Origin of the sequence: Halomonas sp. LBP4 (assembly GCF_003202205.1) — a bacterium.
Classification (GTDB): domain Bacteria; phylum Pseudomonadota; class Gammaproteobacteria; order Pseudomonadales; family Halomonadaceae; genus Halomonas; species Halomonas flagellata.
Genome location: NZ_PDOG01000008.1, coordinates 36,566 through 60,795, shown reverse-complemented (window position 1 = coordinate 60,795; position 24,230 = coordinate 36,566). Strand labels below are relative to the sequence as shown.

Annotated in this window: 26 protein-coding genes; 11 read left to right on the top strand and 15 right to left on the bottom strand. The window is 69.1% G+C overall.

The window, feature by feature from the left end:
* Nucleotides 1-74: 74 nt before the first annotated feature.
* From CR157_RS19590 to trmB, 4 genes are read right to left on the bottom strand one after another with little or no spacing between them, the layout of a single operon-like run.
* Entirely contained in the window at nt 75-446 is a 372-nt protein-coding gene (locus tag CR157_RS19590) for a diacylglycerol kinase (protein ID WP_110285228.1), read from the bottom strand.
* Between the two features lie 13 nt (nt 447-459).
* Nucleotides 460-1,899: a D-alanyl-D-alanine carboxypeptidase/D-alanyl-D-alanine endopeptidase gene (dacB, locus tag CR157_RS19585; RefSeq protein ID WP_110285227.1), complete on the bottom strand. Its 1,440-nt coding sequence runs from the start codon at nt 1,897-1,899 to the stop codon at nt 460-462.
* A 58-nt stretch (nt 1,900-1,957) separates the two neighbouring features.
* The gene (locus CR157_RS19580) at nt 1,958-2,287 is read right to left on the bottom strand and encodes a DMT family transporter (RefSeq protein WP_110285226.1); all 330 of its coding nucleotides are present in this window, start codon (nt 2,285-2,287) and stop codon (nt 1,958-1,960) included.
* Complete coding sequence (gene trmB / locus CR157_RS19575; RefSeq protein ID WP_110285225.1) at nt 2,287-3,021, bottom strand: tRNA (guanine(46)-N(7))-methyltransferase TrmB; 735 nt, start codon at nt 3,019-3,021, stop codon at nt 2,287-2,289. The genes CR157_RS19580 and trmB overlap by 1 nt, the downstream gene beginning before the upstream one ends.
* Nucleotides 3,022-3,350: 329 nt before the next feature.
* Between trmB and CR157_RS19570 the strand changes: the two genes are divergently transcribed.
* The 3 genes from CR157_RS19570 to CR157_RS19560 are packed head-to-tail and all read left to right on the top strand — an operon-like array spanning nt 3,351 to nt 6,011.
* A complete protein-coding gene (locus tag CR157_RS19570) occupies nt 3,351-5,243 on the top strand; it encodes a beta-ketoacyl synthase (RefSeq protein ID WP_110285300.1) in 1,893 nt (630 codons plus the stop codon).
* Complete coding sequence (gene coaD / locus CR157_RS19565; protein WP_110285224.1) at nt 5,240-5,719, top strand: pantetheine-phosphate adenylyltransferase; 480 nt, start codon at nt 5,240-5,242, stop codon at nt 5,717-5,719. The genes CR157_RS19570 and coaD overlap by 4 nt, the downstream gene beginning before the upstream one ends.
* Before the next feature lie 43 nt (nt 5,720-5,762).
* Nucleotides 5,763-6,011: a YfhL family 4Fe-4S dicluster ferredoxin gene (locus tag CR157_RS19560; RefSeq protein WP_110285223.1), complete on the top strand. Its 249-nt coding sequence runs from the start codon at nt 5,763-5,765 to the stop codon at nt 6,009-6,011.
* Between the two features lie 110 nt (nt 6,012-6,121).
* Here CR157_RS19560 and CR157_RS19555 read toward each other — a convergent pair whose 3' ends face one another.
* On the bottom strand, nt 6,122-6,436 hold the full coding sequence (locus CR157_RS19555) for a hypothetical protein (protein ID WP_181422121.1): 315 nt from the start codon (nt 6,434-6,436) through the stop codon (nt 6,122-6,124).
* Nucleotides 6,437-6,668: 232 nt separating this feature from the next.
* Here CR157_RS19555 and CR157_RS19550 point away from each other — a divergent pair, with 232 nt between their 5' ends.
* The 4 genes from CR157_RS19550 (at nt 6,669) to CR157_RS19535 (ending at nt 11,168) form a co-directional block, all read left to right on the top strand.
* Nucleotides 6,669-8,024, top strand: a complete 1,356-nt coding sequence (locus CR157_RS19550; protein WP_110285222.1) for an MATE family efflux transporter — start codon at nt 6,669-6,671, stop codon at nt 8,022-8,024.
* A gap of 108 nt (nt 8,025-8,132) precedes the next feature.
* Entirely contained in the window at nt 8,133-9,443 is a 1,311-nt protein-coding gene (locus CR157_RS19545) for a short-chain fatty acid transporter (RefSeq protein ID WP_110285221.1), read from the top strand.
* Nucleotides 9,444-9,546: 103 nt separating this feature from the next.
* Nucleotides 9,547-10,095, top strand: coding sequence for an acyl-CoA thioesterase (locus tag CR157_RS19540; protein WP_110285220.1), 549 nt, complete (start codon nt 9,547-9,549; stop codon nt 10,093-10,095).
* Nucleotides 10,096-10,160: 65 nt separating this feature from the next.
* Nucleotides 10,161-11,168, top strand: a complete 1,008-nt coding sequence (locus CR157_RS19535) for an ion transporter (protein ID WP_110285219.1) — start codon at nt 10,161-10,163, stop codon at nt 11,166-11,168.
* Nucleotides 11,169-11,185: 17 nt separating this feature from the next.
* Here the strand turns inward: CR157_RS19535 and CR157_RS19530 are convergent, their stop codons facing one another.
* The 3 genes from CR157_RS19530 to CR157_RS19520 form a co-directional block, all read right to left on the bottom strand.
* Nucleotides 11,186-11,509: an I78 family peptidase inhibitor gene (locus CR157_RS19530; protein ID WP_258364239.1), complete on the bottom strand. Its 324-nt coding sequence runs from the start codon at nt 11,507-11,509 to the stop codon at nt 11,186-11,188.
* Between the two features lie 62 nt (nt 11,510-11,571).
* A complete protein-coding gene (locus CR157_RS19525; RefSeq protein ID WP_110285218.1) occupies nt 11,572-11,703 on the bottom strand; it encodes an entericidin A/B family lipoprotein in 132 nt (43 codons plus the stop codon).
* An 89-nt stretch (nt 11,704-11,792) separates the two neighbouring features.
* Entirely contained in the window at nt 11,793-12,539 is a 747-nt protein-coding gene (locus tag CR157_RS19520; RefSeq protein ID WP_110285217.1) for a sulfite exporter TauE/SafE family protein, read from the bottom strand.
* Between the two features lie 147 nt (nt 12,540-12,686).
* On the opposite strand from CR157_RS19520, the gene CR157_RS19515 reads away from it, so the two are divergent.
* Entirely contained in the window at nt 12,687-13,109 is a 423-nt protein-coding gene (locus CR157_RS19515) for an HIT family protein (protein WP_110285216.1), read from the top strand.
* 3 nt (nt 13,110-13,112) lie between these two features.
* On the opposite strand, the gene CR157_RS19510 is transcribed toward CR157_RS19515, so the two are convergent.
* Genes CR157_RS19510 through CR157_RS19495 form a run of 4 tightly spaced genes read right to left on the bottom strand, consistent with a single transcriptional unit; the run spans nt 13,113 to nt 15,755 of the window.
* Nucleotides 13,113-14,138, bottom strand: a complete 1,026-nt coding sequence (locus tag CR157_RS19510) for a nickel/cobalt transporter (protein WP_110285215.1) — start codon at nt 14,136-14,138, stop codon at nt 13,113-13,115.
* On the bottom strand, nt 14,129-14,815 hold the full coding sequence (locus CR157_RS19505) for a DUF1007 family protein (RefSeq protein WP_373681029.1): 687 nt from the start codon (nt 14,813-14,815) through the stop codon (nt 14,129-14,131). Before CR157_RS19505 ends, CR157_RS19510 begins: the two co-directional genes overlap by 10 nt.
* Nucleotides 14,816-14,844: 29 nt before the next feature.
* Nucleotides 14,845-15,204 carry a hypothetical protein gene (locus tag CR157_RS19500; protein ID WP_110285213.1) on the bottom strand — a complete coding sequence of 120 codons (360 nt, stop codon included), beginning with the start codon at nt 15,202-15,204 and terminating at the stop codon, nt 14,845-14,847.
* Nucleotides 15,201-15,755 (bottom strand): hypothetical protein, encoded by a 555-nt coding sequence (locus CR157_RS19495; protein ID WP_110285212.1) that lies wholly within the window; start codon nt 15,753-15,755, stop codon nt 15,201-15,203. Before CR157_RS19495 ends, CR157_RS19500 begins: the two co-directional genes overlap by 4 nt.
* A gap of 128 nt (nt 15,756-15,883) precedes the next feature.
* On the opposite strand from CR157_RS19495, the gene CR157_RS19490 reads away from it, so the two are divergent.
* On the top strand, nt 15,884-17,023 hold the full coding sequence (locus tag CR157_RS19490) for a glycerate kinase (protein ID WP_110285211.1): 1,140 nt from the start codon (nt 15,884-15,886) through the stop codon (nt 17,021-17,023).
* Nucleotides 17,024-17,067: 44 nt separating this feature from the next.
* Here CR157_RS19490 and rmuC read toward each other — a convergent pair whose 3' ends face one another.
* Entirely contained in the window at nt 17,068-18,459 is a 1,392-nt protein-coding gene (gene rmuC / locus CR157_RS19485; RefSeq protein WP_110285210.1) for a DNA recombination protein RmuC, read from the bottom strand.
* A 147-nt stretch (nt 18,460-18,606) separates the two neighbouring features.
* Between rmuC and CR157_RS19480 the strand changes: the two genes are divergently transcribed.
* Nucleotides 18,607-18,942: a hypothetical protein gene (locus CR157_RS19480; RefSeq protein WP_110285209.1), complete on the top strand. Its 336-nt coding sequence runs from the start codon at nt 18,607-18,609 to the stop codon at nt 18,940-18,942.
* Between the two features lie 48 nt (nt 18,943-18,990).
* On the opposite strand, the gene CR157_RS19475 is transcribed toward CR157_RS19480, so the two are convergent.
* Nucleotides 18,991-20,460, bottom strand: coding sequence for an aminoacyl-histidine dipeptidase (locus CR157_RS19475; protein ID WP_110285208.1), 1,470 nt, complete (start codon nt 20,458-20,460; stop codon nt 18,991-18,993).
* A gap of 61 nt (nt 20,461-20,521) precedes the next feature.
* Nucleotides 20,522-22,678, bottom strand: coding sequence for a tRNA(Met) cytidine acetyltransferase TmcA (locus CR157_RS19470; protein ID WP_110285207.1), 2,157 nt, complete (start codon nt 22,676-22,678; stop codon nt 20,522-20,524).
* A gap of 355 nt (nt 22,679-23,033) precedes the next feature.
* Here CR157_RS19470 and dctP point away from each other — a divergent pair, with 355 nt between their 5' ends.
* Nucleotides 23,034-24,137, top strand: coding sequence for a TRAP transporter substrate-binding protein DctP (gene dctP / locus CR157_RS19465; protein WP_110285206.1), 1,104 nt, complete (start codon nt 23,034-23,036; stop codon nt 24,135-24,137).
* Nucleotides 24,138-24,230 lie beyond the last annotated feature (93 nt).

Here is a 24,230-nt window from a genome sequence, read left to right as displayed (position 1 = left end):
CCGGGTGGACGAATGCTCCCAGCATAGCGAAGCCGGGCGCCGCCCGGCACCCGGGGTGTGGAAAGAGTCGCGAATCAGCCGAGGAATTTCTGCCAGGCCAGCAGCCCCCAGGTCAGGCCGGCGACGACCAGCGACAGCATCACCGCCGCGGAGCCGATGTCCTTGGCGCGACCGGAGAGCTCGTGGTGCTCGGTGCCGATGCGGTCCACCACGTTCTCGATGGCGCTGTTGAGCAGCTCCACGATCAGCACCAGCAGGCAGCTGCCCACCAGCAGGATCCACTCCACCGCCCCCTGGCCGATCCAGACGGCAAGCGGCAGCAGCAGCCCTCCGACGAGCAGCTCCTGGCGGAAGGCGGTCTCGTGGCGGAAGGCGGCCCGCAGTCCCCTGAGTGAATAGTCGGTGGCGCTGATGAGGTGGCGCCAGCCGGTGTGTCCGGGTTTCATGACGAGGTCCCTGTCAGTTCTCGTTGATCATCCGCTCGAGATCCTCGGCCAGCGGATCGAGCACCTGGGCCCAGTTGAGCCAGGGGGTGCTCGAGGTGCCGTTGACCATCACGGTGAACACGCCCCAGCGGCCGGTTCGGGTGCGGAAGTAGCCGCCCAGCGAGCGCACCGCCACCGGCTGGTTGAGGGTGCCGGTCTTGAGCATGACATGGTGCTGGAAGGTCGTGGAACCGCGGCGCATGAAGCGCATCACCCCATTGCCCGGCGACTGGAAGCTGGCCACGAAGCTGGGGAAGAGTGCCGGGCGATGGAACATGCTCTCCAGCAGGGTGTTCCCCCCCCGCGCCGACGTCCGGTTCTCCGGGGTCAGCCCGCTGCCGCTGCGCAGGGTGAGCGGGCCGTGGTCGGGAATGCCGGCCACGAAGTGCTCGATGGCCTGCGCCCCCAGGATCAGGTCGGCCCGGGGCGTCTCCACCAGGTTGAGGGCGAGCTGGTCGGCCATGAAGTTGTTGGAGTGGTGCATGGTGCGCAGCAGCAGCTCCTGGAGCGGCAGGCCCTCCACCTCGGCGAGCCGCCGCGCCGTGGCCGGCGGTTCGGCGATGCTGGTCGTGGCCCCCTTGCGCACCCTGACGCCGGCCTGCTCGAGCATGGCTAGCAGGGTGCGGGCGGTCTGCAGCGCCGGGTCCGAACTGGCGCGGTAGATATCCCGCGGGGTGGCGTTGAGCGAGATCTGGCCGCTCACCACCATGACGTCGCCTTCGCTGCGCAGGACACGCTCGGCGTTGAGCCGGGTGCCGCTGTCGTCGGCCCGGGTCGCGACCCGGTTGTCGATGCCGACGATCGCCGCCTGACTGTCACAGCTGGTGACCCGTGCCGGCTCGCCAGCGGCGGGGCCCGGGGCCACGGTGACGCACCAGCTGCCATGGTTCACCCCCGCCGAGGAGAGCAGTGCACTGTAGGCGTTGGCCACCCGGGAGTGGGCCTGGCAGCGGTCGGTGGTGATGCACTCCACCGGCCCGAACCGCCATTGACTGACGACCAGTTGGCCGTCGACGCTGCGCACCCCGCGCTGGTGGAGCCGCTGGGTGAGTCGCCACAGGTCCTCGGTGGAGAGCGCCGGATCACCGCCGCCGTCCAGCACAAGATCGCCATGCAGGACGCCGTGCGCGTCGAGCTCGGCATCACTGACCAGGCGCGTGGTGAAGCGGTGCTGGGGGCCCCAGTGGTCCAGTGCCGCCGCCGCCAGGTAGGCCTTGGTCACCGAGGCCGGCGACAGCTGGCGCTGCGGCTCGATGGCGCCGAGCACTTCACGGCTGTCGAGCAAGCGGGCCTCGGCACCGATCAGAAACCCCCGCTCGCCCAGTTCGGCCAGGCGCGCGAAGCCGTCGGCCTGCAGCAGCGGCGACACTGGCAGCAAGCAAAGCAATGAGATGGAAAGCAGTCGTCGGAGCATCACGGACGGTCATCATCGAGAAAAGGAATGGCGACGTGCGCCGCTCACGGGGTTCAGCTTAATGGGCCGAGACCGAGGAGAAAACCTGGATCACCACCACACCGCCAACGATCATGGCGAGACCCAGCAGGGCCGGCGGGTCCGGTCGCTCGCCGTAGACCACCAGCCCCACCAGGGTGATCAGCACGATGCCCAGCCCCGCCCAGAAGGCATAGGCGATACCCACCGGCACACTGCGCAGCACCAGGGCGAGCAGATAGAAGGCCAGGCCGTAACCGACCACCACGGTGACGCTGGGCCACAGGCGGGTGAAGCCATCCGACGCCTTGAGCGCGCTGGTGGCGATCACCTCGGCGATGATCGCCAGGGCCAGGTAGACGAACGCCATCACTCCCCCTCCCCGGCCGGCCGGACCGGGCCGGCCGGCACCAGGACGGCGTCAGGGGGCAGCCCGACCACCAGCCGCCAGAGGGGCTGGCCGCTGGCATGGTACTTCTGCTCGAAGGGCGTGAGGTATTCGACGGGCAACCGGCCGGCTGCAGCGGGTACGTAGGGTTCCACCGCCGCCGTCACGCCGGCCGCCAGCTCCAGCGCCAGGGCAAACTCCTCCACGTAGAGCTTCCAGTTGGAGCGCAGCTCGAGTCGCCCCCCCAGCGCCAGGATGGCCGGGAACACCGGGTGACCGTGCCAGCGCATCTTGAGATGGGCCGCCTTGGGATAAGGGTTGGGGTAGAGCAGATAGTGGCGCACCGGCTGCCAGCCGGCTGCCAGCGCCAGGCGCCAGAAATCCACCAGATCGGCACGCACCAGCAGGGCGTTGTCGGGGAGCGGTCCATGATCCCGGGAGAGACGGGCGGCACTGCGATCGACCCCGATCACCGCATGGTCGGCAAAGCGCTCGGCCAGCCGCCGGGTCGAGAGGCCGACGCCGCAGCCTGCATCGAGGATCAGCGGCATATCGCCGCGAGCTTCTCGCCAGCAACGGGCCCTCGTGAAGGCGTCACGGGTATGCTCGGCCACCGGCTTGCGCAACGGGTGGGCGAGCGAGCGCATCACGCGCCGCGACAGGTCCTCATGGGGACCAGGCTGGTTGGAGACAATCGCACGGGAGGGAGCTTGCATGACGAACGACCCGAGACGGCTTGGAGGAGGGCCATTCTAGCAGCCTGTCGAGGGCGGCGCTGATACCCAGCCAAACGAAAAAACGGCGCCGCCGGGGAGGTGCGCCCACGGCCAGCTCACATGACTCGAACCGCCGTTTGATGACAACCGGGACGGCGGCCATCATCAAACACTCGTTTCAGCACACCCCCTTCAAACCCCGCTGGCCGCGGCATGACGCCGTGCCGGGCCGAGTGCTATGATCCATGGCCTGATACACACGATCGGCTCGTAGACATCAACAGCACAACGAGGAACCCGGCTTGTCACATTTACCGGTGATCGTCGGCATGGGCGGCGTGAATCCCGCCGGCAGAACCTCGGGCCACCAGGCGTTTCGCCGCACCGTGCTCGGCGCCCTGCCCGACGACGACCAGGCCCAGACCCTGCTGGGCCTGGCGGCAATGATGCGCCTGGCCAGCGGTCAGGACGATGGCGGCTGGCGGGACGCCGAAGGCCACTCCCTCGAGGCCGCCGCCATCGTCGAGCAGACCCGCCAGCGGGTGCTCGACCACACCCTGATCCGGCGCATCGAGGATCCCCGCTTCAACGACGAGGGCCTGCCCGCCAACCGCCGGGCGAGCCTCGCCCTGGACACGCCGCTGACCTTCCGGATCCGCCGTCGCCAGTTGCCGGATGACCTGCCGCCCACCTGGCAGGTGCACGGGATCGACCGCCACACCCTCGAGGTCACCGTGCCCGCCGGGCAGATGGACGTGATGCTGCCCGAGACCCGCCAGGCCCAGGTGCGCGCCGCCGGCCAGTTGCCCACCGGCTTCGAGCCCAGCCGCTTCTACCGCAGCGTGCACCACCCTCGCGGGCTCTCCATGACGATCTTCGCCGCCAGCGACTGCCTGGGGGCTAGCGGCCTGGAATGGGACGAGCTGCGTGACCGCCTCGACCCCGACGAGGTGGCGGTGTATGCCGGCAACTCCATCGGCCAGCTCGACGACGAGGGCTGGGGCGGGCTGCTCAAGAGCTTCGTCTCCGGCAACCGGGCCACCTCCAAGCAGATGCCGCTGGGCTATGGCCAGATGCCCGCCGACTTCCTCAATGCCTATGTGCTGGGCAGCGTGGGCGGTACCGGCGCGATGCTCGGTGCCTGTGCCAGCTTCCTCTACAACCTGCGGCTCGGCGTGGAGGATATCCGCGCCGGCCGGCGCCGGGTGGTGATGGTGGGCACCGCCGATGCCCCGGTCACCCCCGAGATCATCGAGGGCTTCCGGGCCATGGGCGCCCTGGCCGACGACGACAGCCTCAGGGCACTGGACGCCCTGGAGCTGCTCACCGATGCCGACTACCAGAAGGCCTGTCGGCCCTTTGCCCGCAACTGCGGCTTCACCATCGCCGAGTCCAGCCAGTTCATCATGCTGATGGACGATGCCCTGGCCCTGGAGACCGGCGCCGAGATCCTCGGCAGCGTGCCGGCGGTATTCGTCAATGCCGACGGCTGGAAGCGCTCCATCTCGGCCCCCGGCATCGGCAACTACATCACCCTGGGCAAGGCCGCTGCGCTCGTGCGTGACATGCTCGGCGAGGCGGCGCTCCGCGAGCGCAGCTTCCTCCACGCCCATGGCACCAGCACGCCCAAGAACCGGGTGACCGAGTCCCATGTCTTCGACCTGGTCGCCCGCGCCTACGGCATCGAGGCCTGGCCGGTGGTGGCGGTCAAGGCCTTCGTCGGTCACTCCCAGGGCAGCGCCGCCGGCGACCAGCTCGCCAGCGCCCTGGGCAGCTTCGCCCACGCCCTGCTGCCGGGCATCCCGACCCTGGACGCGGTGGCCGACGACGTCTACGCCGAGCGGCTGCGCTTCTCGAGCACACCGCTCCCCTTCGCCGCCGACGCCGCCTTCATCAATGCCAAGGGCTTCGGCGGTAACAACGCCACCGGGGTGGTGCTCTCGCCCGGGGTCACCGAACGGTTGCTGATGCAGCGTCACGGGAAGGGTGCCGTGGCCGCCTGGCAGGCTCGCCGCGAGGCCACCCGAGCGGCCGCCGCCGCCTACCTGCAGCAGGCCGACCGTGGCCACTTCCAGGCCCGCTACCGCTTCGGCGAGGGCGTGCTGGAAGGACCGGAACTCGAGGTCAGCGACCGGAGCATCCGCATCCCCGGCTATGCCCGGCCGGTATCGCTGGTGGTGGACAACCCCTTTGGACGACTCGAGGATGGAGAGCACGGATGAACATCGCGGTCTACCCCGGTACCTTCGATCCCATCACCAACGGCCACTTCGACCTGATCGAGCGCGCCTCGCGGCTGTTCGACAAGGTGGTGGTGGCGATCGCCGACAGCCGCGACAAGGGGCCGACCCTGGATCTCGACACCCGCATCGCCCTGGCCCGGGAGGTGGTGGCGCATCTCGACAACGTCGAGGTGATCGGCTTCGCCGGCCTGCTCACCGAGCTGATGAAACAGCAGCGGGCGCGCATCATCCTGCGCGGCCTGCGCGCCGTGTCGGACTTCGAGTACGAGCTGCAGCTGGCCAACATGAATCGTGCCCAGATGCCCGAACTGGAAAGCGTCTTTCTCACTCCGGCGGTAGAGAACTCCTATATCTCCTCCACCATCGTGCGCGAGATCGCCAAGCTCGGCGGCGACATCAGCAAGCTGGTGCATCCCAGGGTCGCCGAAACGCTGGGCAGCCAGTACAATGCTTGACTAGATTACTCGGACAAGCGCTGCCCTGCGTGAGGTACCCCCCATGGCCCTGATGATCACCGACGAGTGCATCAACTGTGACGTCTGCGAACCCGAATGCCCCAATGGCGCCATCTCGCCGGGGGAAGAGATCTACGTCATCGACCCCAACCTGTGCACCGAGTGCGTCGGCCACTACGACGAGCCCCAGTGCCAGCAGGTCTGCCCGGTGGACTGCATCCCGCTCGACCCGGCCCACGAGGAGAGCCGCGACGAACTGATGGAGAAGTACCACATCATCACCGCGGCCTGATTCGCTCCGCACGCGCCAGATACCCATGCACATCGCCATCGCCCCGCTAACCAGGCGGGGCGATGGCGTTCCAGGGGCCGTGGGCCGCGCTCTCCTGCGACTAGCCGCCTCTACAGCTCGTCGGCGCGCCGGCTGACGGTACACCCCAGGCAGCGCCGGAAGGTGGCCTCCGCCGGCGTCTTGATCAGCGCTTCCGCTGCGGCATCCACGTTCCCCCCCAACGCCGAGAACGGCAGCGAGACCAGGAACACCGCCGTGCCCCCCAGGGTCGCCACGAACAGCAACGGCCGGGCGAGCAGCGCATCCGCCACCATGGCGCCACCGCTGGGTTGCGCCTCCAGCCGCTGCTGCGCCTGGGCCATGGACTGCGAACCACCCAGGACCATCACCAGCATCAACACGGCGCAGGCCATGCTCTTGCCCATTCGCTCCATTCCCCGGCTCCCTGCAGCCTGTGCTGCCGTTGTCGCCGATCCGACCAGCCACCGGACCCTGCGTTGACGTCTTCGCTTCTTGAACCGCCAAATGTTACTTCTTTTCACTCCAATCTTATGTACAAGGTAGCCGGCTTTGGCCAGTTGCCCAAACCGTCGAGGTAGTTGCGCTGAGGTCCGGCAACGGCCATGCTGCGCGGTTTCACCGTCAGCGGAAGTCGCCGTGTCATCGCCTCCTGCCACCCCCGATGCCTGCCCCCGGCGCATCTGGTCGCTCGCCTGGCCGATCATCCTGTCGAACGTCACCGTGCCGCTGCTGGGACTGGTGGACACCGCCGTGGTGGGCCACCTGCCGGATTCGCGCTACCTGGCCGCGGTGACCCTGGGCGCCACCCTGTTCAGCTTCCTCTACTGGGGCTTCGGCTTCCTGCGCATGGGCACCACCGGCCTCACCTCCCAGGCGGTGGGGCGCGAGAACGACAGCGAGGTACGCAACCTGCTGGGTCAGTCGCTGCTGCTGGCGGCCGGCATCGGTGCGCTGCTGATCCTCTGCTCGCGACCGCTGATCACCCTCGGCCTGTGGCTGCTCGACGGCAGCGAGATCGCCACCGACCTGGCCACCGAGTACGCCCGGATCCGCATCCTCTCGGCCCCGGCGGTGCTCGCCAACTACGCCATCCTCGGCTGGTTCCTGGGCCAGCAGAACTCCCGGGTGACGCTGGCCATCCTGGTGCTCACCAATGGCGTCAACATCGCGCTGGACCTACTGTTCGTGGTCGGCCTCGGCATGACCAGCGACGGGGTGGCCTGGGCCACGGTGATCGCCGACTACACGGCGCTGGCCTTCGGCGGCTGGCTGGTCTCGCGCCAGCTCGGCCTGCTGGAGGGGCGCTTCCTCCGCGAGCGCCTGGGACGGATCACGGCCTACGCCGAGCTGTTCCGGGTCAATGCCAACCTCTTCGTGCGCACCCTAGGGCTGCTGTTCGCCATGGCCTTCTTCACGTCCCGGGGCGCCGTGCAGGGCGATACCGTGCTGGCCGCCAACGCCGTGCTGCTGCAGTTCATCATGCTGACCAGCTACGCCCTGGACGGCTTCGCCCATGCCGCCGAGGCGATCACCGGGCGCGCCGTGGGACGCCGGCGCTGGGACGAGTTCGGCCGGGCCGTGAAGAGTGCGGCGCTCTTCTCGCTGGCCACCGCCACCGCCGCCTCGCTGGCCTTCGCCCTGGGGGGCCACCTGTTGATCGCCCTGCTCACCGGCCTCCCGGAAGTCCGGGACACCGCGGGCACCTACCTCCCCTGGATGGTGGCAATGCCGCTGATCACCGTGTGGGGCTACCTGTTCGATGGCGTCTTCATCGGCGCCACGGCGATCCGCGAGATGCGCAACAGCATCTTCGCCGGCCTCACCGTCTATCTGCCGACCTGGTGGCTGACCCAGGGGCTGGGCAACCACGGGCTCTGGTTGGCCTTCCTCGGTTTCGCCCTGGTGCGCTCGGCGGTGCTGACGGCCTACTATCGGCACCACCGGCGCACCCGCTGGCACGACTCGGCCCGACCAGCATGCACCCTGCTTTGACACGCCGTTGCCTTGCCGGCATCGTTGACCCACCGGATGGCGCAACTTCCTGAGATTGCGCTACTTTTCCTGTGACGCCCACCACACCAAAGAAGAAGCGACATCGCCATGCTCAAGTTCCTGTCGAGGCCGGCCGTCAAGTTGGTAGACCGCTACCTTCCGGATCCCTACATCTTCGTACTGCTGCTGACCCTCATCGCCGCCGCCGCCGCCATCGCCGTGGAGCGCCAGACCCCGCTGGCGGTGATGCGCATGTGGGGCGACGGCTTCTGGAACCTGCTGACCTTCTCCATGCAGATGCTGCTGGTGCTGGTGACCGGCTTCATGCTGGCCAGTTCGCCGCCGGTCAAGCGGCGGCTGCAGAAGCTCGCCTGCCTGGCCAAGAACGCCGGCGGCGCCGTCATTCTCGTGACCCTGGTCTCGCTGGCGGCCAGCTGGATCAACTGGGGCTTCGGCCTGGTGGTGGGTGCGCTGTTTGCCAAGGAGCTGGCGCGGCTGGTCAGGGTCGATTACCGCCTGCTGGTGGCCAGCGCCTACTCCGGCTTCATGGTCTGGCACGGCGGGCTCGCCGGCTCGATACCGCTGACCATCGCCACCGAGGACCACTTCACCGCCGACCAGATCGGCGTGATCGGTACCGGCTCGACCATCTTCGCCTTCTTCAACCTGGCCCTGGTGGCCTGCCTGGCCATCTCCATTCCACTGGTCAACCGCCTGATGCTCCCCGACGACAAGGAGAGCGTCTACATCGACCCGCAGCTACTCGGCGACGACACGCCGCCCCGGGTACGCATCACCCGCCCCGCCGAACACTTGGAGAACAGCTCGACCCTGGCCTGGCTGGTGGGCATCCCCGGGGTGATCTTCCTGCTCGACTACGTCATCCTGCGCGGCGGCGGCCTGAACCTGAACATCGTCAACTTCATGTTTCTGTCCCTGGCCATCGTGCTGCACCGCACGCCACGCAGCCTGCTGACGAGCCTGAACGAGGCGATCAAGGGTGGCGCCGGCATCGTCGTCCAGTTTCCCTTCTATGCCGGGATCATGGCCATCATGACCCAGTCGGGCCTGGCCGTGACCCTGTCCGAGTCGTTGATCTCGTTTGCTACCGAGACTTCACTGCCATTCTGGTCATTCATCAGCGCCGGCATCGTCAACCTCTTCGTGCCTTCCGGTGGCGGCCAGTGGGCGGTGCAGGCCCCGGTGATGCTGCCCGCCGCCGAGGCGCTGGGCGTGGACATCCCCCGGGTCGCCATGGCCGTGGCCTGGGGCGACGCCTGGACCAACCTGCTGCAGCCCTTCTGGGCCCTGCCGCTGCTTGGCATCGCCGGGCTGAAGGCCAAGGACATCATGGGCTTCTGCCTGGTCCAGCTGCTCATCACCGGCGTCATCCTCTCCGTGGGCCTGACCTGGTTCTGACCCATTGCCCACGCCCGTGCGATTACCATCGTACCGGCGCCTTGCCCCCCTCTCGCGGGCAAGGCGTTATGCTGTGGTAAACCCAACAAAGGAAAGTGCCCCGATGGACGAACATGCCCTGCCCGGCCAGCACGAGCTGACCATGACCGTGCTGATGACCCCCGACATGGCCAACTTCAGTGGCAAGGTGCACGGCGGCGCCATCCTCAAGAAGCTCGATGAGGTGGCCTATGCCTGCGCCAGCCGCTACTCCGGCCACTATGTGGTGACCCTCTCGGTGGACCAGGTCCTGTTCAAGCAACCGATCCACGTCGGCGAGCTGGTCACCTTCCTGGCCAGCGTCAACCATGTGGGCCGCTCCTCCATGGAGATCGGCATCAAGGTGGTCGCCGAGGACATCCAGCAGAAGATGATCCGCCACACCAACAGCTGCTACCTGACCATGGTGGCGGTAGACGGCGACGGCAAGCCGGCCCGGGTGCCGCCGCTGACGCTCGAGACGCCGCAGCAGAAGCTGCGCTTCGAGAAGGCCGCCCTGCGCAAGAAGCTGCGCAAGCAGGCCGAGGAGGAGGAGCGCCGCACCCAGCAGGACCACGATGCCGGCCAGGCCCGGGCCGCCGGCCCTCATGAGGGTGAGGCGGTGCCACGCTGAGCCACGCATCGGCAGCGACTCCCTTTTTGCAGGGCACTCACTTCAACGAGGCACAAGGAGGCGCCATGTCCCGCCCTCTACCGGACCGAGCTCCACCGCCTGCCTTGCTGGAGCGCACCCACCTGGCCTGGGACCTGCTCATCATCGTGCTGGTCATCGCCAACCTGGCGCTGCTGCTGTTCGACGGCCTGTTCCTGCTGTCGCCGCTGAATGCCGCCTTCGAGGCCGTGGCGCCGGGGCTGCATGACGCCTACGACCGCCATGTCCATGCCAACTTCGTCGCCATCGACCTGGCCTTCGTGGCGGTCTTCGTGATCGACGTCCTGCTGGGCTGGGCCGCGGCCATCCTCGAGCGCCGTTACCATCGCTGGTTCTTCTACCCCTTCGTGCACTGGTACGACGTGCTGGGCTGCATTCCGGTGGGGGGGTTCCGGCTGTTGCGGGTGCTGCGCGTCGTCTCGCTGCTGCACCGACTGCAGCGGCTGGGGCTGATCGATATCCGCCGGTGGCGACTGTATGGCGTCTACGCCAAGTACTACGACATCCTGATGGAGGAGCTCTCGGACCGTATCGCCGTGCGCCTGCTGGACAACATCCAGGACCAGGTCCGCGGTAGCGATTCCCTGTCGACGCGCCTCGCCGAGGACGTGGTGATGCCGCGCAAGCAGCAGTTGATCCGCGAGATCAGCCGGCGCCTGGAGGAGATGGTCGACAGCGCCTACCGGACCAACCGCAGCGAGTTGATGCGATACATCAGCGCCCTGGTCGGACGGACCCTCGCGGAGAGCCCCGAGATCAAGCGCCTCAGGCGCCTGCCGTTGGGCGGCCAGGTCGCCCGAGCCCTGGACGACTCGCTGAGCGATATCGCCTGCCGCCTGGTGCACGAAGCCATCGGGAGCCTGCGCTCGCCGGAATTCAACCTGCTGGTGGAGCACCTCGCCGACAGCGGCTTCGAGGCCTGGCTACGGGTCGACGACCATACCGACCGGGTCACCGAACAGGTGCTCGTCGACATGCTGGAGGTGATCAAGGAGCAGGTCAGCCGACAGCGCTGGAAGCAGCGCTACGAGTGAGCCCGTCGGGCGAGGCCTCAGCCGCAGCCGATAGCGGTGATCACGCCGTCCTCGTCCAGGCGGACATTGAGCCGGTCGCCACGGTACTCGAGGGTATGGGCCTCGCCGGGACGCATCACACGAAAGGCGCCGGCTCCGCTTTCACGGCGGATCGCTTCGCCCAGTGACTCGCCATAGTGGCGGCCCACGCGGTCCTGGACAGGACCGGCACCGCAGCCGTCGCCGCCTTCGCTCACGGTGGGAGGCCGCGGCGCGGGATCACGGGGCGGGGGCGACGACATGGAGGCGCAGGCGGCCACCACCAGGCCGATGACCAAGGGGCCGGCGATCTTCAAGCGCATGGCATTCTCCTCTTCCCTGACGAGAAGGCCGGCACGGGTGTCCCGTTCCGGTCCGCAAAACCTCAATAAGTGGAGCGCTGGATCGCCTCGCCACCCTCTTCGATGTCCTCACCCGCCCCGCGCATGGTGTTGCAGCCGGAAAGCAGCGACAGCGTGAACAGTGACAGCATCACAACCGCCAGAATGCGTTTCATCTCGAACTCCTTTCCCATGACCGGGCCCGACATCGCTGCCCGTACGCTTTCACTCTAGCACCGTCCGGCGGGAAGAACAGGGCGCCTTCTCAACCCAGCAGCAGCCGCAGGATGATGGCGGCGATCACGGCGATAGTCAGCCACTTGACCCACAGGGCGCCGCGCGGGCTGACATTCACCATCACGCCCAGCCAGGCGCCACCCATGCTGCCGGCGGCCAGCACCAGGCCATAGCCCCAGCGCACCTGGTCGTGATAGAGGAACACCGCCAGCGCCGGCAGGGTATAGACCAGGATGATCAGCACCTTGAAGGCGTTCACCTGGCCCAGGTCGATCCTGAGCATGCGATAGAGCACCACGATGAACAGGACGCCCACGCCCACCTGGATGAAGCCACCGTAGAGCCCGATGGCGAACATCGCCAGGTAGACCACCGGGGTGAGGCGATCGGCGGTCAGCGGTCGAGTGTCCAGGCGTGGCTGGGGCAGCAGCATCAGCACCGCCGAGCCGGCCATCACGACGATCAGCAGGGTCTCGAAGAGGGCATCGCTGACCCTGAGCGCCAGCCAGGCGCCGAGCAACGAGCCGGCCACCGCCGGCACCGAGAGCCGCAGGCTCAATTCGACGTGACGGGCACCGGCGCGCAGGAAGCTGACCACCGCCGAGACACTCTGCAGCACGATGGAGACCCGGTTGGTGCCGTTGGCGACCTGGGGCGAGAGACCGAGAAACATCAGCAACGGCAGGGTCAGCATCGAGCCACCCGCCGAGAGCACGTTGATGAAGCCGGCCACCACGCCGATCACCAGCAGGGCCAGCACCTCGAGAAGCGTCATGCAGGATTCCTTTCCGCGTCGGTTCGAAAGCGCCGCCCAGCATAGCCGGCGCAGGCGCCCGGGGGAAATCGAGGCGTCGAGCGCCACGGCCTGTGTCATGATGCCCACAGGCAAGGAGAGACACCCGACAATTCAAGGAGGCCAGCGATGTCCGATTTCGAACCGGATGCCCGTCTGGTGGAGGACAGCTACCCGGTGACGGAGCTGCCGCTATGCCAGCTGCGGCTGATGAACGACGCCCGCTATCCCTGGCTGGTGCTGGTGCCGCGTCGCCCAGGCGTCAGCGAGGTGTACCAGCTCGACGACGCCGAGCAACAGCAACTCTGGCGCGAGGCCACCGCGGTGGGTCGCGCTCTCAAGGAAAGCCTCCGGGGCGACAAGCTCAACATCGCCAGCCTCGGCAACGTGGTCGCCCAGCTGCATGTCCATGTCATCGTCCGACGCCATGGCGATGCGGCCTGGCCGGCACCGGTATGGGGTCGGGGCGAGCCCGAACCCTACAACCTGGAGGCCCTGGCCGCCATGCGCGGTCAGCTACTCGCCCAGATCGAGGGGCTGGCGCTCGAGTGATGCTCAACCGCCGAAGGGGGGGCGGGATGCCCCTTCGCCGGCGCCACGGCTGGGCGGTTCGCCCAGTAGCGGTGCGGTCGTCGGCTGGCTGACGCCGGTCATCGACAGCGATACCCCCAGCACCACGATGGCCAGCCCGCCGCCCAGCGCCGCCCAGCTCAGCAGCCGACCGACACGGTGAGCACTGCCCTGGCGGGCCAGGCGGCGCTCGGCCCAACCCCGTGCCATCACGCTGGCCAGCGCCAGCCCCGAGACCGTCAGGGCGGTGCCCAGCGACATCACCAGCACCGCCGCCACCCCGACCGGGAACTGCCCCAGCAGGGTCGCGGCCCCCAACAGCAGCACGCCACCGCTACAGGGACGGATGCCGATGGCCACCACCGTGGCCAGGGCGGTACGCCAGTCGCTCGCCTGCCGGGGGGCGACATGGTGCACGCCGCCACAGCAGTGTGGAGAGTGATCATGGTGGTGATGGTCGTGCCCATGCCCATCTGCCTGGCGCTCTCCCGCCACCGCCGGTAGCGGGCGACGCAGCTGGCGGATGGCGCGCAGGCAGAGCCAGGCCCCCAGCAGTGCCACCATCAGGAAGCTCGCCTGCTCCACCCAGGCCACGCTGCCCATGGCCTGCCGGGTCAGCCAGCCCAGGCCATGGACCAGCACCACGACCAGGGTGATGGCTACCAGCCCCTGCAGCAGGGAAGCGGTGCAGGAGAGCGCCAGGGCACGACGCTTGGCGCCACCCTGGGAGAGCAGATAGGTGGTCAGCACCGCCTTGCCGTGGCCCGGCCCCGCGGCATGGAAGACCCCGTAGCCGAAGCTGATCCCGAGCAGGGTCACCCAGGTGGCCGGCGAAGGGGTGCCGGAAAGTTCGGTGATGGCCAGGGTCAGGGCACGGTGGAAGTCGCGCTGCCAGGCCACCAGTTGCAGGGTCAGCGACGGGAAGCCGCCCTGAAGGAACAATTGGTACAAGCCGGCCACCAGCAGCAGGATGCCGAGCCCCGTCAGCAGCCGCCTGGTGTTCAGCCGCATGTCACCTCCCCGGTCTCGGCGAAGTAGCGGCCGAGCCCCGGCTCGGCCTCATCGGTGACATCCAGCATTGAGGCCTCCATCACCCGCTCCGGGTCCGGGTCGGCAGGAAGGATACCCGTGGTGCACTCCCGTCCGCTCACCACCAGGGCATCGTCGCGCGGCGTGCCGTCATCATCCTCGTGCACCACCTCGATGTAGTAGCTCGGATCGAACACCTGGTAGCGCAGCGTCTCCCCGCCCAGCACCAGCGGCTCGGCCAGGGGCAGCAGGAAGACGAACTCGACCCGCCCGCCTCGCTCCATCACGGTGTACTCGTTGACCTCGCCGAGGGCCACCACCTCGCCGTCCAGGCGCAGTTCGGTGAAATACCCCTGGGGCGCCAGGTTGTCGCGAATCTCCACCCCCAACCGGTCGAGGCCTGCCTCGAGGCCACCCTCGCCCTCCGCCTGGCCGAGCTCCTCGAGCACCACCAGGCTGTAGAAGGGATCCATGCGCCAGGATTGATAGAGCGCCTCGAGTCGCCCTTCGTCGTCGAACATGAGCCGCATGCGCAGATCGATCCAGCCATGGGGGTGGGCCTGTGCCAGGCCCGGCAGCGACAATCCGAGAGTCAAGAGGGCCACACCGACGAGGCGATGCCGGAGAGAAACAGAGGTCATGGACGAGCTTGCCTTCATGGTGACGAACGTTGGGGGTGAGTGAGACGTCAAGGTAAGAGCCCCAGCCGATCCTGGAGTTCCACCAGCAGGGGGTCGAGGGTGTGAGGCGCCATGGGTCGACCGCCCCGGGTGGCCGTGACGCTGACTCGACTGTCATCGCCCTGCGCGCCGACCTGCAGCTGGACCCGATAGCCGGGCCAGCGGGCCAGTGCCGCCTCCACACGGGCCAGATCGCCGTCGGCATGGCGAATCACATAGCCGCGATCCATCAGCACCGCCATGGCCGCCGCCAGGGTGGCGTCCGGCGAGGCGGCAACGTTCAGCTCCCGCGGCTCGGGAGCCGGCGCCGGCGTGGCACAGCCCGCCAGCCAGAGCATGAGCAGCACAGCGGGCAGTCGGAACATCATGGCGCCTCCTCGGCCGGCATGGCCTCGATGGCGCTGCGCAGGTGGCCGCAGAAGTCACTGTTGCTGGCGCTGCGCGACTGTCGTAGCCCACCCCGCCAGTCGAACACCTGGATGTCCCGGGACACGCGAACCTCCTCGGCCCCTGCCGCCAGCGAGACCCGTTCCAGCTCGGTGGCGTCACGGTTAATGCTGCTGAAACCACCAAAGCCCACTATCACCCCCACACCGCTGGATAAGCCACCGCGGCGGCCCAGCCCATGGTGACCGAAGAAGCCGCTACGCCCCCAGGGGTCATGGAAATCGCCATAGCCGGGTAGTATCCGGGTGCGTTCGGCACCGACCAGCCCCAGTGACAGGTCGGTATGACTGATCAGGAAGCCATCGGCCTCCAGCGCCGACACGGCCCGGCGCAGCAGGGAGTCAGGCGAGTCACCGGCGACCGGCCAGCGGCACTCGGCGGCCGGCCGAGGGTCGGCCATCGGCAAGACAGAGGGACTGGTCTGGCAGCCTGCCAGCACCGACAGCAGCAGGAGCAACAACCAGAGGCGCATGGACAGTCTCCCGGTCATGGATGCGGGCAGTGTACGCGCGGCGCCGGCGGAGTGAAAACGTTCCGGAGCTTCAGCACAACGCCGACGCCCGCTAAGCTGGGTCGAGATTCCGTGACGCGAGTACCCCCATGAAGATTCTCATCTGCCCGGATAGTTTCAAGGATGCCCTGCCGGCCGCCGAGGCCGCTCGAGCCATCGCCTGCGGCATCGTCCGTGCCGGGAACGATATCGTACCCCTCGAATGCCCGCTTGCCGACGGCGGCGAAGGCAGCCTGGACGCCCTGATCGCCGCCACCGGCGCCGAGCGGCACACGGCCGAGGTCCACGACGCCCTGGGCCGCCCGAGCCAGGCGGACTGGGGCTGGCACCCGGCCAGTCGCACCGCCTACGTGGAGCTGGCCGAGGCCAGCGGCCTGCAGCAGTTGACCCCGAGCGAACGCACCGCCCTGCACAGCACCACGCGCGGCGTCGGCGAACTGATCCGTGCCGCGCTCGATGCCGGTGCCGAGCACCTGCTGCTGACCCTGGGTGGCAGCGCCACCAACGATGGCGGTGCCGGAATGCTCGTCGCCCTGGGGGCCCGGCTGCTGGACGCCCAGGGCCACGAGCTCGCCCCCGGCGGCGCGGCGCTCGAGCGACTCGCCGAGCTCGACCTGTCGGGGCTCGACCCACGCCTGAGCGGAGTGGCCGTGGAAGCCGCGGTGGATGTGGACAATCCGCTGCTCGGCAGCCACGGCGCCAGTGCGGTGTTCGGCCCCCAGAAGGGCGCCACGGCGGCCGACATCGAGCGCCTGGATGCGGCGCTGGGGCGCTTCGCCGACCTCGCCGCCAAGGCGCTGGGCGAGGATCACCGTGACCTGGCCGGTGCCGGCGCCGCCGGCGGCATGGGCTTCGCCGCCCGGGCCTTCCTCGGGGCCGAGCTGCGCCCGGGCATCGAGCTGGTGATGGCCCAGGCCGGCTTCGCTGCCCTGCTCGACGACGCCGACCTGGTGATCACCGGCGAAGGCCAGCTCGACGGCCAGAGCCTGGCCGGCAAGACCCCGGTCGGGGTATCGCGGGCAGCTCGGCGTCGGGGGGTCCCGGTGGTGGTACTGGCCGGGCGCCTGGCACCGGGCTGGCAGGCAGCCTTCGACGAGGGGGTCACCGCCGCCTTCGCCCTGGCCGATGGCCCCATGGCACTCGACGAGGCCCTCGAGCGCTGCGCCGAGCTGCTGGCCGACCGCGCCGAGAGCCTGGTGCGGCTGCTGAGGGCGATGCCCGGGGCGTGACAGGGCTATCGCAGATGGCGGTAGCGCTCGGGGCTGGTCCGGCGTCATGTCTCGTCGTCGGCGCCATCCGCCATCGCTTCGGCGGCGGCGCGACGCAGGTGGGCCGGCAGCGGCTTTTTCATGCGCACCCCCAGCCGCTGCAGCTCTCCGGCCTGGGCCACCAGGCTGCCCTGGCCGGTGGAAAGCCGTCCCATCGCCTGGCGATGGCTCTCCCGGGCCCGCTCCAGATGGCGGCCCATGTCCTCCAGGCTCTCGACGAAGCCGCTGAACTTGGTCAACAACCGCTCGGCTCGCGCGCCGATCAGCCGCGCGTTGTCGTTCTGGCGCTCCAGGCTCCACAGCCCGGCCACGGTGCGCAGGCTGGCCAGCAGGGTCGTGGGAGTGACCAGCACCACCTGGCGGGCGAAGGCATCCTGGAAGAGCTCGGGGTCGCGCTCGAAGGCGGCGGCGAAGGCCGGCTCCACCGGTATGAAGAGGAACACGAAATCCGGTGAATTGAGCCCCGGTAGATCGGGGTAGGCCTTGGCCGACAGGCCGCCGACATGGTCGCGCAGCGACTGCAGGTGAGCCTTCAGCGCCGTCTCGCGCTCGGCGTCGTCGTCGGCATTGACCACCCGCGTCCAGGCGGTCAGCGAGACCTTGGCGTCGATGATCAGGTGGCGCTCCTCGGGCAGGTAGATCACCGCATCGGGCCGCTGGCGGCCCTGCTCGCCGTGCAGCGAGACCTCGCGGCGATACTCGATGTCGCGACGCAGGCCGCTGCGCTCGAGCACCGTCTCGAGCATCAGTTCGCCCCAGTTGCCCTGCATCTTGCGATCGCCCTTGAGGGCCCGCGCCAGTTCACCGGCCTCGTCGCCCAGACGGGCGTTGAGCCCGGCCAGCTGCTCGAGCTGGGCCTTGAGCGAGCCGCGCTCACGCTGCTCCTGGCCGTGCAGCTCCTCGACCCGGCGACGAAACTGGTCAACCTGTTCGCGGAAGGGCCGCAACAGCGCCTCCAGGCTGTCACGGCTCTGCACGCTGAAGGCGCGCTGGCGATCCTCGAAGATGCGCCCGGCGAGCTGGTGGAACTCCTCCTTGAGCCCGGCCCTCGCCTCCTCCAGCAGGGCCAGTTGCTCGCGGTGGCGACAGGCCAGCTGTTCCCGTTCGGCCTCGAGCCAGGCACAGCGTTCACGCCGCTCGGCCAGCTGCTCTCGGGCCGCGGCCAGCGCCGTCTCGGTGGCCGCGAGCCGTTCACGGCTGGCGTCGAGCTGGGCATCGCTGTGGACCAGCTCCTGCTCGAGGCGCCGGGCGGCGACCTCGCCTTCGGCCCGGGCCGCCTCAAGCGCCTTCAGTCGCCGCCGCCAGGCCAGCGCCAGCCCGGTCAGCGTCACCAGCAGCGCCCCCAGTACCGTCGCCACCAGCCAGCCCAGGCCGGCCTCTTGCAGCTGCTCGATCATCGCATCCTCGAATGTGGAGAGAATCGGGAAAAGCCTGCCATATCAGTGAACACCGTGCGATAGCTGGCCCGCCGGCGGCTATAATCCGGACAGGGAACGCAGGGGTGAATCACCAACGCCACCGGCACATCCTCGGAGGACACCCCCATGAAACGACTCTTGATGGCTGCCGCGATCGCGGCCTTGACCCTGGCCATGGGCCTGCCGGCGATGGCCGACCGGCCACACCACGGCGGCTACTACGGGCCACAGGTGCACCACCACTACCACCGGCACGACTATCGTGCCGATCGCGGCAGGCACCATCACAAGCACAGAGCGTACCGCTACCACCGCGCGGGGCCGCCACGCCACGTGGTCGAGCACCACTACTACTCGGAGCGGCCGCGCCGACACTACTACCGTGACTACCGTGGCCATACCGATATCCCGCTGGTGACGGTGGATGGCTATCCGCTGCTGCGTATCCAGGTCAACCACTGACCCTTCCGCGACGGTGGCGCCGGGCCCCTTCGGCCCCGACGCCTTCCGTCAGGCCGAGTCTCGCAGGGCAAGGTCCTCCACCAGCGCCCTGAGCAGCCCCCAGAACTCCTCCACCGAGGCCAGCTCCACCCGCTCGTCGGGGGAGTGGGCGCCGCGGATCAGCGGGCCGAAGGAGATCATCTCCAGGTGCGGGTACTTGCCACCCAGGATGCCGCACTCGAGTCCGGCATGGATCACCAGCACCTCGGGGTCGCTTCCCAGGCGCGCCTGGTGCAGGCGGCGGAAACGCGCCAGCAGCGCGCTCTCGGGGGCCGGGGTCCAGCCCGGATAGGCGTTCTCGACCCGGGTGCGGGCACCGATCAGGTCGAACAGGGCACGGAAGCGGTCAGACAGGTCCGCGGTGGCGCTGTCGCGCAGCGAGCGCACCAAGGCACAGAGCTGAAAGCGCCCGTTCGCCAGGCTGACCACGCCCAGGTTGTTGGACGTCTCCACCACGCCGGGCATCTCGCAGCTCATGCGCTCGACGCCACAAGGCGCCACGTGCAGCGCCCCGATCAGCATGCGGCTGGCATGGCCGGTGAGGGCCTCGGCGGGCCGCTCGTCCAGCGGCTCGAGTGCCAGCGACAGCCCCTCGTCTACCCCGGCCAGCTCGTCGCGCAGCTCGGCCTCGAGCGCCGCCACGCGCTCGCGGGCGTCATCGAGCTCAGCGGCCGGCAGCGCCAGGCTGGCGAAGGCCTCCCGCGGCAAGGCATTGCGCAGGGTGCCACCGTGGTAGTCGATCAGGCGCGCATCGAAGGCCTCGAGCGAACGCAGCACCCGCACCAGCAGGCGATTGGCATTGCCGCGCCCCTTGTGGATGTCGATCCCCGAGTGTCCGCCGACCAGGCCGGTCAGCGACAGGCGCACGGCGACCTCGTCCCCGCCCAGGGCAGCGGTGGGCAACTGGGCCTCGACGACCACATCGGCGCCGCCGGCGCAACCGATGAACACCTGGCCACGGTCCTCGGAGTCCAGGTTCAGCAGCACCCGTCCTTCCAGCCAGCCCTCGGCCAGGTTCAGGGCGCCCCCCATGCCGGACTCCTCCTCCAGGGTGAACAGCGCCTCGAGCGGGCCGTGCACCAGGGTCTCGTCCTCGAGGATCGCCAGCGCCGCCGCCACGCCCAGGCCGTTGTCGGCCCCCAGGGTGGTATCGCGGGCGTGCAGCCAGCCGTCCGCCACATAGGTGTCGATGGGGTCGCGGGTGAAGTCATGGGGATGGTCGGCGTTGGCCTGGGCCACCATGTCCAGGTGGCCCTGCAGGATCACGCCGGGTGAGCGCTCATGGCCGGGGGTGGCGGCCTTGCGGAGGCGCAGGTTGCCGAAGGCGTCGCGGTCATGGGCGAGGCCCCGCGCCTCGGCCCACTCCTCGAGGCGGGCCACCAGGGCCGCCTCCTGACCGGAGGGCCGCGGCGTGTTGCACAGGGTACGGAAGTGGCGCCATAGCGGCTGCGGCGAGAGTTGCTCGAGATGTGCGTTCATGCGAATTCTTCTTCGGCGTCTACCTGGCTACCTTACCCACCGCCCCGAGGCATGGAAAGCCTCAGGCGATCCGCTCGCGCAGGGCCGCCACCGCCTGGCGCAACCGAGTGGTGACCGCCCGCTGCCCCGACACCCCCAGCCGGGCCGCCAGCCGGGCCGTACCGTGCCCCTGGAAGGCCCAGGCCACCAGCAGGCAGAGGTCCGGGGCAGCAGGGGACAGGCCGGTGGCCAGGGCCCGGCGCGCCAGGGCCTGCAGCGCCGGTCGGACCAGGGCCGGCTCGCGATGGCCGAAGGCCACGTCATCGATGTCACGCAGGTCGCCGGGGGCCGGCATCGGGCCGTCCCCCTCGGCGAGCAGGGCCGCGGCCACCTCGGGCTCCAGCCCAGCGAGCTCGAAGGCCAGCAGCCCCGGCAGCTGGCGGTGAAAGCGGGTCTCGAGCTCGACGGCCAGTCCCTCGCCCCGGGCGCTGACCGGCGCCACCACCATCAGGGCGTGTTCGCCGGTGGCCGTCTCACGGGTCAGCCCGAGTCGCACGGCACGAAAGCCAAGCGCCTGCCAGAAGGCGATCAGCCCCGGCTCGGCACCGAAGCTCGCCCCCAGCAGGTCGATCGAGTCGCGGCGGGCCCGCTGCCGTTCGGCCTCGAGCAGGCGTCGACCGAGCCCACGGCGCCGCTGGCCGGGGTGCACGGCGATCCGCAGCACCCGGCGCAGCCGTCCCGACAGGGCGTCGCGGCAACCGGCGTGGGCGGCCAGCGACTGGGCCATCAGATGGCCTCGCGGCCGCCGCTCCCCACGGGCGACCCGCTCGGCCAGCTCGGCATCGAAGCCGCCCTCGTCGGTGGTGACCAGCACCGCCTGGGGGCTAGCCCCCGCCTCGAGGGTGGTGATGGCCACGCCCGGCCCGTCCAGCAGGCGGCGCAGGTCGCTCGGGGTGGTGCGGTAATGGGCCTGGACCAGCAGCCCGAACAGCTCACCCAGACGCCGCTCGTCGTCGGCCAGCTCGGCACGCCGAACGCGCCGCATCGTCACCGGGGCCTCCCTGGCATCGCCGGACTCGGCATCGAGCAGCAACAGGCGAGTGACCAGGGCCTCCAGGGGGTCCCCGGCGGCCCAGCGGATGGGCGCGTTCAGGTGATAGTCGTGCCACTCGGGGGTGCGACGCTCGAGGCGCTGGCGAAAGCGCAGGGCGAAGCCGCGCCCCGAGCCCTCGTAGCCGTGCACGGTGGTGGCGAAGGCAATGCGCGGGAAGGCCTCGAGCCACTCGCCGAGCAAGGTGGCCGGAATCGCCGCCGCCTCGTCCACCAGCAACCATTGGCCGGGGCCGCCCGCCTCGCCCCGCCGGGTCAGTGCCGAGAGTTCGTCGGGAGGGAGGAAGGCGACCCGACCCGAGCCGAGCACGAAGGCATGGCCCTGTCGGCTACCCCCGGGGCAGAGCGCCTCGAGGCGCTCGAACAACGCCGCCACGGCCGATGGACGCGGCGCCGTCACCAGGATCCGGGGCTCACCGGCGGCGAGGAGCCGGGCACAGGCGATGCCCAGCGCGGCACTCTTGCCGCGGCCGCGATCGGCGGTGAGCACCAGCGGGCGACGGCGACGCAGCCGGATGAGCCGCGCCACCGCCTCGGCCTGGTCGCGGGTCAGGCAGTCGGGATCTTCGGGAGGCAGGGAGGCCGCCATGGAGGCAGGCAGTGGTGGCAGCTGCGGCTCACCAGCGGCCGGCCAGTGCACGACGCCGGGAGCCAGGCAGAGCTGCCGCGCCAGGCGTTGCAGGTAATGCGCCGTCAGCTCCTCGGCCCGGTGGGGGTGTTCCGCCAGCCGCGCGTAGTCGGCATCGGGACGCGCGCCCCAATCGGGAGGGGTCATCAGCACCAGCAGGCTCCCCGCCCGCAGGGTGCCGGAAAGCGCCCCGAAGGCCTCGGGGTCGAAGCCGGCATCATCGGACACCGCATCGATCACCAGCAGCCCCAGCTCGCCGCCCAGCCGGGTGCGAGCCTTCGCGGGAGCCAGCCAGTGCCGGGCCTCGACTCCGCCGGATGGCCGCGGCGCCACCCAGAGCGGCGAGCCCCAGTCACCGGCCCGCCATAGCGCCAGGGCTCGCGAGCGACACTCCTCGGGCTCGCCGGTCAGCCAGACCAGGCCACGCCAGTGCCGCCCGGCCAGGGTGCGGGCATGGCCGATCAGCACCTCGATGGCCGCCGTCTGGCACTCGTCATGCATGGAAAGGCGCCTCCCTTCGGCTGAACTTTAGTCTTGTCTTTGCACGGTATTCAACGCAGCGGGTGACATCTACTATGCTAATTGAGGTTACGCCGAACCATTCAATCCCTTGATTGAAAAACTCTTTCAACTGAGCGTCCGGGCCTTCCGCGCCCTCTCACGGCCATGCGGTCGCCCTCGGCGCGCCCTATCGATTGTGACAGTCGCCCCATGCTAGCTTGTCTTGCATGCCGACCTGCCCACCCGGTCAAGCCGCGGGCAGGCGGTGCCGCCACCGGTCAGGGACTACAACGGATGCGGCCTCGGCGTTTCTGCTTCTTCTCGACAACAGAAAAACCCATCAGGGAGCGCATCAATGAAGAAGATGACCCAGTTTGCCCTCACCGGCCTTGCCGCCGGCGTTGCCCTCGCGGCCCTCTCCTCCACCGCCCAGGCCCAGGAACAGTGGACCATGACCACCACCTGGCCGGACAACCTTGACCTGATCCAGATCGACCAGCACTGGGCCGAACTGGTCAACAAGCTGGCCGGCGACGAGCTGCAGATCGAGTTCCGCGCCGGCGGCACCCTGATGCCCGGCACCGAGGTCTTCGATGCCACCCAGACCGGCAGCATCGAGGCCGCCGGCGACTGGCCCGGCTACTGGGCCGGCTACAGCCCGGCCTTCTCGCCGCTGGCCACCACCACCAGCCTGTTCAACGGCGTGGACTACCTGAACTGGATCATGCAGTGGGGGGGCTGGGATCTCTACCAGGAGGTCTACGGCCAGTACAACATGGTCTACCTGCCCTACGGTATCACCAACAACGAGTCAGGTTTCCGTGGTGGCACGCCCATCGAGAGCCTGGCCGACCTGGAGGGCAAGCGCGTACGCCTGTCGGGCCGTGACCAGGGACGTGTGCTCGAGCAGCTCGGCGGCTCCCAGGTCACCCTGGCCGGCGGCGAGATCTACCAGGCGATCGAGCGCGGTGTGGTCGATGGTGCCGAATTCTCCACACCGGGGGTCGACTACAACGCCGGCTTCTCCGAGGTGGCCGACTACTGGTCCGTTCCGGGCTGGCACCAGTCCGCCAGCGTATTCGGCGTGATGATCAACAAGGACGCCTGGGACGCCCTCTCCGAGGAGACCCAGGAGAAACTGAAGATCGCCGCCGAGGCCACCATGGCCTGGTCACTCGCCTGGTCCGAGCGCGAGTCCACCGATGGCACGGTCAAGTTCCTCGAGGACGGCACCGAGATCAACCAGCTCGCCGAAGAGGACCTCGCGCGCATCCAGGAGATCACCAACGAGGTGATCCTCCAGGGGGCCTGCGAGGATCCGATGCACGCCAAGGTCTACCACTCCATGATCAGCTACCTTGAGCACTATGCCAACTGGCGCGACATTTCGGTGCCTTACAACATGAGCCGGGTCACCGACAACCTGCCGTCGCTGGAGGAACTCGAGGCCTGCCTGTAAAGGTGCCCCTTGCCCACCCGCAACGCCGGGTGGGCCCGACTGGAGCGCCGCCGCTGGTTCGCCATCGGCGGCGCTCGTCGTGCCGTGCTCGAT

Bases quoted from the DNA above. Each gene is read 5' to 3' on its own strand.
- CR157_RS19590 (WP_110285228.1), bottom strand. From the start codon at position 446: ATGAAACCCGGACACACCGGCTGGCGCCACCTCATCAGCGCCACCGAC.
- dacB (WP_110285227.1), bottom strand. From the start codon at position 1,899: ATGCTCCGACGACTGCTTTCCATCTCATTGCTTTGCTTGCTGCCAGTG.
- CR157_RS19580 (WP_110285226.1), bottom strand. From the start codon at position 2,287: ATGGCGTTCGTCTACCTGGCCCTGGCGATCATCGCCGAGGTGATCGCC.
- trmB (WP_110285225.1), bottom strand. From the start codon at position 3,021: ATGCAAGCTCCCTCCCGTGCGATTGTCTCCAACCAGCCTGGTCCCCAT.
- CR157_RS19570 (WP_110285300.1), top strand. From the start codon at position 3,351: ATGGGCGGCGTGAATCCCGCCGGCAGAACCTCGGGCCACCAGGCGTTT.
- coaD (WP_110285224.1), top strand. From the start codon at position 5,240: ATGAACATCGCGGTCTACCCCGGTACCTTCGATCCCATCACCAACGGC.
- CR157_RS19560 (WP_110285223.1), top strand. From the start codon at position 5,763: ATGGCCCTGATGATCACCGACGAGTGCATCAACTGTGACGTCTGCGAA.
- CR157_RS19555 (WP_181422121.1), bottom strand. From the start codon at position 6,436: ATGGGCAAGAGCATGGCCTGCGCCGTGTTGATGCTGGTGATGGTCCTG.
- CR157_RS19545 (WP_110285221.1), top strand. From the start codon at position 8,133: ATGCTCAAGTTCCTGTCGAGGCCGGCCGTCAAGTTGGTAGACCGCTAC.
- CR157_RS19540 (WP_110285220.1), top strand. From the start codon at position 9,547: ATGGACGAACATGCCCTGCCCGGCCAGCACGAGCTGACCATGACCGTG.
- CR157_RS19535 (WP_110285219.1), top strand. From the start codon at position 10,161: ATGTCCCGCCCTCTACCGGACCGAGCTCCACCGCCTGCCTTGCTGGAG.
- CR157_RS19530 (WP_258364239.1), bottom strand. From the start codon at position 11,509: ATGCGCTTGAAGATCGCCGGCCCCTTGGTCATCGGCCTGGTGGTGGCC.
- CR157_RS19525 (WP_110285218.1), bottom strand. From the start codon at position 11,703: ATGAAACGCATTCTGGCGGTTGTGATGCTGTCACTGTTCACGCTGTCG.
- CR157_RS19520 (WP_110285217.1), bottom strand. From the start codon at position 12,539: ATGACGCTTCTCGAGGTGCTGGCCCTGCTGGTGATCGGCGTGGTGGCC.
- CR157_RS19515 (WP_110285216.1), top strand. From the start codon at position 12,687: ATGTCCGATTTCGAACCGGATGCCCGTCTGGTGGAGGACAGCTACCCG.
- CR157_RS19510 (WP_110285215.1), bottom strand. From the start codon at position 14,138: ATGCGGCTGAACACCAGGCGGCTGCTGACGGGGCTCGGCATCCTGCTG.
- CR157_RS19505 (WP_373681029.1), bottom strand. From the start codon at position 14,815: ATGAAGGCAAGCTCGTCCATGACCTCTGTTTCTCTCCGGCATCGCCTC.
- CR157_RS19500 (WP_110285213.1), bottom strand. From the start codon at position 15,204: ATGATGTTCCGACTGCCCGCTGTGCTGCTCATGCTCTGGCTGGCGGGC.
- CR157_RS19495 (WP_110285212.1), bottom strand. From the start codon at position 15,755: ATGCGCCTCTGGTTGTTGCTCCTGCTGCTGTCGGTGCTGGCAGGCTGC.
- CR157_RS19490 (WP_110285211.1), top strand. From the start codon at position 15,884: ATGAAGATTCTCATCTGCCCGGATAGTTTCAAGGATGCCCTGCCGGCC.
- rmuC (WP_110285210.1), bottom strand. From the start codon at position 18,459: ATGATCGAGCAGCTGCAAGAGGCCGGCCTGGGCTGGCTGGTGGCGACG.
- CR157_RS19480 (WP_110285209.1), top strand. From the start codon at position 18,607: ATGAAACGACTCTTGATGGCTGCCGCGATCGCGGCCTTGACCCTGGCC.
- CR157_RS19475 (WP_110285208.1), bottom strand. From the start codon at position 20,460: ATGAACGCACATCTCGAGCAACTCTCGCCGCAGCCGCTATGGCGCCAC.
- CR157_RS19470 (WP_110285207.1), bottom strand. From the start codon at position 22,678: ATGCATGACGAGTGCCAGACGGCGGCCATCGAGGTGCTGATCGGCCAT.
- dctP (WP_110285206.1), top strand. From the start codon at position 23,034: ATGAAGAAGATGACCCAGTTTGCCCTCACCGGCCTTGCCGCCGGCGTT.